Origin of the sequence: Psychrobacter proteolyticus (genome assembly GCF_039762275.1) — a bacterium.
Lineage (GTDB): Bacteria > Pseudomonadota > Gammaproteobacteria > Pseudomonadales > Moraxellaceae > Psychrobacter > Psychrobacter proteolyticus_C.
In genome coordinates this window covers 271,586-280,115 of sequence record NZ_JBDLOB010000004.1, presented here as the reverse complement: position 1 = coordinate 280,115, position 8,530 = coordinate 271,586, and the positions used below count along the sequence as shown (strand labels likewise).

Annotated in this window: 2 protein-coding genes; both read left to right on the top strand. The window is 41.6% G+C overall.

The annotated features are described in order from the left end of the window. Positions 1-4,168, top strand: a 4,168-nt coding sequence (locus ABFV72_RS08870) for a beta strand repeat-containing protein (protein ID WP_347163243.1), incomplete at its 5' end; no start/stop codon positions are given. Positions 4,169-4,324: 156 nt separating this feature from the next. Next, on the top strand, positions 4,325-8,437 hold the full coding sequence (locus tag ABFV72_RS08865; RefSeq protein WP_347163241.1) for a Mur ligase family protein: 4,113 nt from the start codon (positions 4,325-4,327) through the stop codon (positions 8,435-8,437). The last annotated feature ends 93 nt before the right edge of the window (positions 8,438-8,530 follow it).

Genomic DNA, 8,530 nt, shown 5'->3' with positions numbered 1-8,530 from the left:
GATTGGCGATCCTGTGACCGTCGATGGTGATGGCAACTGGAGTGTGGCAGTTGATGCCGATGACGTGGCGGCCATGGGCGAAGGGGATGAAACCCTAACCGCCACTGCCACGGACGCCGCTGGTAATATCAGTGCCCCTGTGACCAAAGACATCATTGTGGATACGGTTGTACCAACGGCACCAACTGATGCCCCTGTGGTCACTGACAATGTCGACATTGATGGTAGCGAGCTCACTCCAGCAGAAACTGTCATTAATGGTGGCCTGACTAACGACAACACACCAGGCGTTGTTGTACCTGCCGAGCAAGTAGCTAACGGTATCCCGCAACTGTTGGTTGATGGCAGCGTCGTACCTTCAACCTCTACGCCTAATGATGATGGCAGCGTGACCTTAACGCCAACCACGCCATTGACTGATGGCCCTTATACACTCAGTTACAACCTTATTGATGAGGCAGGTAACGTGAGTGAGGATTCGTCAGTCACCAATGTGACGATTGATACTACTACCATAGTTGCTCAAGATGACTCAGCCGATATAGATTTAGGTGAGTTACAAGCCACTAATAACCCACCAGTAACTGACAATAACGTCGCCGTACTTGGTATCGCTGAAGGAAATGGAATTGCCCAAAGAAGTAGTTTCGTGCAAAGGAGTAGTTTCGTTACGAGAAGCGATATTACTGCAAGGGATGTAGACTCAGATGGTATTCTTGGCTTTACTGTAAGTGATGGCGCGATTGGTACAGTTAGTATTGATGTCCAACAAATAGCGCTAGTTGCAGTAGCGGATGCCGTTAATATAGAAGTCTACAATAGCAATGGCGACCGTGTTTATGTTGGTACTACTGGTGGTGAACCACTAATAGGTGATGTAGTCGGTTTAGAGGTACTAGGCATTACTGACAACGACACATTGACAGCGACTGTATCTGGTTTAGAGCCAGGAGACTATACAGTAATAGTGCGTAAAAGTGATAGTGCATTAACTACTTTAGTCGAAGATATAGAATTGGCAGACTTAAGCGACTCTGGCATCGTTTTAGGCTTGAGTAATCAAACGGCTGTCTTAAATGCAGTAGAGGCCTCGCTAAATGCTGACACAGTTGGTCTGGGCACCACAGTCAAAGGTATTCTTACAGTTGCTTTAGGTGTGACAAATGAGCTAAGCATCGATGAATTGGTGACTTTGCTCCAAAACAACACTGTATTAAACAATTTACTTGGGGGCGTAGTTGATCCAGTATTAGATGCTGTTGCAGGTGCATTACTTAGCAATACCCTAACGTTGCTAGAAACGACCAATGTGACGACTACACTAACGGAATATAATTTCGATTCAAATGCAATCCTCACAGGTAATGTCATTAATCCTGATGGGTTAGCAGAAGATGAGTTGGGTGAAGATATAGTCACCGCTAATACTAAGCTGACTGATATCAATAGTGAAAATACTTTATTAGAGCCGACTTCTGAAATTGTTGACGGTCTCAACGTATTTACCATACAGGGTCAGTACGGTATTTTAATCATCAATGAGCTTGGTAACTACATTTACAGGGCCAATGGTGACTACGCATCGTCAGGTAAAACAGAAGTATTTGAATATACTATCTCTAACGGTGCAGCAGGTAACAGTGACACCGCACAACTGGTGATTAATATCAGCTCCACGGCTCCTAGTACGCCCATATCAGTGGCTACTGTCACTGATAACGTGGCCAATGATGGCAGCGGTGACGTACTGAACCCTGCAGAAATCATTGTCGATAATGGGTTCACAAATGACAACACGCCAAGTTTGGTGATTGATGCCAACATTGTTGATGATGGAGACACACCTCAGTTGGTAATTGACGATATTGTGGTTGATGCTATAGTCGTCAAAAATGCGGATGGCAGTTATACGCTAACACCGCAGACGCCTTTAGATGATGGCGAGTATGCGCTAAGTTACAACATCAAAGACGCTATAAACAATGTCAGTGGTAATGCACCTTCTGTGACTATCACAGTTGACACAATTGCTCCAGCTGCCCCAGTTGTTGAAGTGAATACAGATGGCACTGAAGTAAGTGGCACAGCAGAACCCAACTCGTTGGTTGAAATTGATATTGATGGCGATGGCGATGGCGTACCTGACTACAGCGGTACTACAAATGGTGCTGGCGACTATGTCATTGATACTAGTGCTAACCCACTAATTAATGGTGAAACCGTTACCGCAACGGCTACTGATGCTGCAGGTAACGTAAGTGCGCCTACTACTGTCATCGTACCTATCAAGGTGGATGCCATCGACGATAGTACTACAGCTGAAATAATCGTTACACCAGTGACGACTACTGAGATTAAAACGGACTCGGCAACATCAGTATTGAGTCTGCTTGGTGCAGGGAATATTGAAATGCAATTTGATTTTGATATTGCTGAAAATAGTACAGGCTCTGTAGAAATAAGTCTTGCGGCATCTGGGGTGGTAGATCTTCTGAATAATAGTAGTGTGGTTCTCCAAATAAAAGATGCGAATGGCACCTTTGTTGATATTGGGAACTCTGGTACTAATACTGGATTGATTGATGTGCTCGGTCTCTTAGGTGGAAATGCGAGTTACCAATTAACAGATTTACCAACCGGTGAATACCGATTGATAGGTTACGTCAGTCCAGCAATTGGTCTGATTACTACTGGAACCCTGACGGCGAATATCGTTGAGACTGATTCAACAGCGATAGCATCGGTAGCAACTGCAAATGCTACGGGCAATGTTATTGACGAGAATGATGTAGCAACCGCTGATACGGTAGTTACTACAGTTAATGGTGAACCAATTAACAGTAGTGGTACGACAAATATCATAGGTGACCACGGAATCTTGGTTATAGACGCTGATGGTGCCTATACTTATACGCCAAACTCAAATGTTGGTGGTATTGGTAAATCAGACACCTTCTCTTACACGATCGTTGATACAGTTACTGGCAGTACTGATAGTGCCACATTGACAGTAGGTATCGAGAGTGATTACCCAGCGGTCGATTTCCCAATTGATGCGGTAGATGATGTGGCAACCACAGAGCTGATTGTAAATCCAGAAACGATAGAGCAGCCTATCTCTGGTCAAGCTAGTAACGTGTTAGGTCTTTCCAGTGTGACAAGAACGTTCACTATTGACCCAGGTGATATAGGATCAGCGTTACTTACCCTTGAATCGAGTGACCTTCTAGGTGGTACTAGCTTTATGGTACAAAAACAGATTGGTACCTTCTGGGTTAATGTTGCTACTCAGACAGATGCTGGTTTGCTCGACCTTGGCGGTCTTCTAGGGGAGCGCTTAATTATTACGTTAGAAAATTTGGAAGCAGGTAACTATCGTGTTATAGCTGAGGCATCTGGAGCACTTTCTAGCGTTAATCTTAATGGATTTGTTACGAAGACTGATCCAGATGAGCCAGGTACCTATGGCTCTCAAGCTGCTGTTGGTAATGTGATCAGTGACAATGATGATGTCACGCTATCCACGGTTGTTTCGTCAGTTGATGGTACGAGTGTTATTGGCACCACTGTCATAGACGGTCTCTACGGAACACTCACAATAAAACCAGATGGTTCGTATTTCTATACACCTGATCCAGACCTAAGTGTCATCAACCAAGTAGAAACGTTTGAATACACGATACTTGATGATTTTAATAATACAGATAACGCTACACTGACTATAAATATTACTAGTGACTGGCCAGCACCAGAACCAGTCGCTGCACGTAGTATGATGGTAGATGAGAGCTTCACACTAGCTGACGAGACTGACGACGCTATTGAGCTTCCTGATACCTCGTTAATCACTTCAACCGAAGGGCTCGATATCCTAAGCTTTGATGGGGCAGATCAAGTCATTAGCTTGTCTGATCTGATCCAGCCAGAGGTACTAGATATTATCGATATCAGTGGAATAGGTGCAAATACTTTGAACATAGCAGCTAACGATGTTGATTCAACTATCTATGTTAGAGGGGATAGTGATGATACCGTCAACTTAGAAGGCGATAGTTGGTCTAATGTCGAGCAGACTGCCTCAGGTGGTGAGGTTTATAATGTCTGGCAATCAGATAATGATATTTCTAAGCAGATTCACATCGATACAGATATCACCAATATTATCTAGTGCTGAGTAATTGAACTTTAATTTTAAAACGCTCCCAAACTGGGGGCGTTTTTTACAAGGTATACATAACCGTTTTGAGCTATAGTTAATAAGCCTTAAGGGTCTATAGGATAGTGCCCAAAATACTAAAAATAGTGAATAAAGGACAATAAAAAAATGAGCGAAACCACCAGTATGAATGGCCTAATTACTCACTTAAAAAATAAATTACCAGCTATCTATGAACACTGGGTACAAACGCATATTACCCAAGTAAATACTGAAAATAGTACTGGGAATTTTCAGGATTCTGCAGTAGATACGTTGCCTATCACCTTCATTTTATCAGTCTCTGATAGTCATAAAAAAGCCAAAGTAGTCACTTTCATTATTGATGATTTAATAAAACTAGACGAAATAGATCGCATTAGCAACTTCTCTGACTTTGAACAAATATTTCCCATAATTATAGACAAGCTAGAAAAGCTATCCACAAAATTTGATGCCCCTATTATGTGGCTAAGGCTAGAATGGTTAAATCAAGCCTCATTTACCACTTGGTCGGATTTTCAGCAAAGCTTAAAACGATTTAAGCGTAATTATTATCGCTCTGGTATCGCATTTGAAGGTGTACGTGAGCCGTGGTTATTACTAACTGAGATGGAATTGAATGCCAATGCTTGCCTTTATATGGGTAATACTGTTTCTCATGCAGGGGTCAATGCTAACAACTTGAACGTGTATTTAAAGGCGCGTCATGGCAGCAGCCAAATCCCCAGCTTTCACGATGATCTGCCTGTTGTTAGCTTTAATACCGCTGGTGTATTTATAAATATAGAGACAGGTGAGTACCACACTCTCGAAACCAAACCTCGTCATAAGGGCCATCGTAAATTACGACCCTTATTGGCAAGCAGCACCCAACCCATTATTGAGCAGGCTACGAATTACTTAGCCAGACAGGTACAGCCTTTTGGCCAGTATGTGTATGGATACTTTCCTTGTTTTGGCCGCACGATAGATACTTATAATAGCCTGCGTCATGCCAGTAGCACCTATGCACTGATAGAAGGCTATGAAGCTTGTCATAGTTTTGAGGCCTATCGTAACGATGAGGCTAAGCTTGCTTTGGCTAATATGAAAGTTAGTATTGATAATGCCATGAGCTATTTGATTGATGAGCTTATTCAAACCTATGATGACAAAGCATATGTGATTGATACTGGTGGAGAGATTAAGCTGGGTGCCAATGCGGTTGCGATACTGGCCTTGGTTAAATATCTGCAAGTATTTGAGGATACGCCTTTTGCAGGTAAATATCATGAGCTAGCAACCAAGTTAGCGTTAGGTGTTATCGCGATGCAACAAGAGGATGGTAGCTTCGTCCATGTATTGCATAGTAAGGATTTATCACTCAAAGCCGAAAATCGCATCATCTATTATGATGGCGAGGCGGCATTTGCTTTAATGCGTCTATATGGACTGACTAAAGATGAGCGCTGGATCAATTGTGTCACTCGCGCTTTTGACTATTTTATCGAAGCCAAGCATCATCAAGCACACGACCACTGGTTATCATACTGCTCAAATGAGTTGATTATATATAAATCTGAAAAAAAGTACTTTCAGTTTGCAGTCAATAATATTGCAGGCTATACCGATTTTATCAAAAACCGTATCACTACTTTTCCGACATTGCTTGAGCTATCCATGGCATTTCATAAAATGCTATTAAAGCTAGATGAGCATCCGGAGTTTCATGATGTGTTAGCGGGTTTTGATGTTCAAGGGTTTTATCAGGCATTACATGCACGTGCCAATCATCTTATAAATGGTTTTTTCTTTCCAGAAATGGCCATGTTTTATAAATCTCCGCAAACTATTTTGCATGGGTTTTTTATCCGTCATCACTCGTTCAGAGTGCGAATTGATGATGTAGAGCATTATTTATCAGGGCTTATTGGTTACTTTGATTTTTTAAAAACAGTCAATTACCCAAAGCTCGCTGCAAAGAAATATCAATCAACTCATAATGTAATCCACACAGGTAATGAAAACAAAAATCAGCCAGTAGAATCCGATAGTCAGCATTTGAAACAACCCGTGTTAGCGGCCAATTCGCTTGTCCTTGCCACTAAGGGTAGGTGGCTAGTCACACCGCCAGTAGATTGGTCTGCAACAGGATTATGTATTTGGTCACCCAGTTTTGAGTCAGGTCAGTTAATCGTGGCTCGAAGAAAAAATATGGCGGTGGGTTATTTGTCTGAAAAATCGATTGAGTCTTTAGTGAAAAAAGGCGCTTCTGCCATTATCACTGATGATGCCATAGCATATAAAGACTCAAGTATTCCTGTGTTGTACGTGCGCGATATACGTCAAGCGACTATTGCGATTGGACGATATGCTCGGCAAGTCTTTGATGGTCAAGTGATTGGTATTACTGGTAGTGCTGGGAAGACTACAACAGTGCATATGCTGGCACATGTACTGAATGGTTTCGGCGGTGCGAGCTACACTCAATCTAGTGCAAATCTACCGGTAGGCATTGCATGGAATTTGGCTTCTATGCCTCATTCTATAAGTCACTGGGTATTAGAGATGGCGATTGGCTCTATGTCTGCCAATACCAATTTAGTCCGCCCTGATATAGCGCTCATTACCAATATTGCACCCGCACATCTTGAGTATCATCATAATGTTGAGACTATTGCTCTCAAAAAATCACGTATTTTTGAGGGTATGACACCAGGTTCTCTCGCCATTGTTTGCCGAGATATTGAACAGTATGATTTGATTGAGCGTTTGGCAACCACGTGGGGGATTCATGTCGTCAGCTATGGTGAACATGACGATGCAACAATTAAGCTACTCAGTTATCATCAAAAAGAGGCACAAGCACAGATAGCAGTTGATGGTCAGACTTATTTGCTGAATTTACAGACCCGTGGTCAGCACATGGTGCTAAATGCGATGGCTATTTTGGCCGTGGTCAACCATAATAATTTACCTATCCGTGCGGCCATTACTCGACTAGAAAGTTTTAAAGCCGTGACTGGGCGAGGGCAAGTACTTGAAACGACTTATCAAAACCGATCAATTACACTTTATGATGAAGCTTACAATGCCAACCCATTATCCATGCAGGCAGCACTCGAAACCTTTGAACAGTTGCAGGCACCTACCCATCAAAAAGTATTGATTTTGGGTGATATGTTGGAGCTAGGGGGTGACAGTAGTAAGTACCATTTACAGTTGGCTCCTATCATTGAAAAGATGAATTTCAGAGCTTTGATTTTAGTCGGTAGTCAAAGCAAGGTGCTGGTCGATAAGCTTAAAAGTCTAGATATAACACTTTATCACTTTGAAGACGTACAAGCCGTAAGCTTACAATTATATGAGTTCATTAAAGATCATGACCATGTTTTTATTAAAGCCTCTAATGGCATTGGGCTCAATAAGCTATTCATAGAGAGTAAAAAATCTATTGTTTATCAGCAAGAGTTAGCAGTAGTTGAGACAAAAGATACTACTGTTAAGGAGGATTTTAATACAGACGCCGCCATACTGTTTGAGAGTTTTAAATTAAGAAATAATGAGATAACCGATCAGCGTCTTATCATAGAAAACAAGTCAGCAATACCAAAAATGATGGCATCATTGGCTAAATTAATGACGGTTATGTTGGTCTGGGATAAAGTGATGCAGGATAGAATCGATCCTGTTACAACTACGGTAGAGATGCCTGTCAGTTTATTAAGGGGTAGTAGTGAGTACTATCAGTTCTATAAAAAGGGTGAAAAAATACCGTTAATAGTACTTATTGAGTCTGCTTTAGTCGCTAGCTCTAATGAAGCAGTATTTGCTTTAGCCTGTTGGCATTCCGGTAATGAGCAGACATTTGTATCACAAATGGTTCGTAAGTCACATTTGCTCAGCCTAACCAATACTCATTGGACCAGTTGCTCGGGTCTTGACAGAAAGGCTGACACGACAGCTCAAGATATGAGTAAGCTTGCCAAAGTGTTTATCAGTCAGTATGGGGCAATAGCTTCTTTTTGTTCTCTAAAATATTTTGAATTTAATGGAAAAAGAGTTTTTAATACCAATAAGCTTATGCGTTCTTACCCCAATATTCTAGGATTAAAGACAGGTAACTTAGTCGGTATAGGCTCTAACTTAATAAACTATTGGACAAATGGTGATGTGCATTATCTAAGTATTGTGCTAGAGGCTGAGAGTCGAGAGGTATGCTATGAGCTGTCTGAGAAAATCATGAATAGCTTTGCTTAAATTTAGTTATTTGTATTATGTAATATGAATTTGATAACAACTGATATCTGAATATGAGCTTTAATAAAGTTACATAACCTTAGTTAGCTTGAT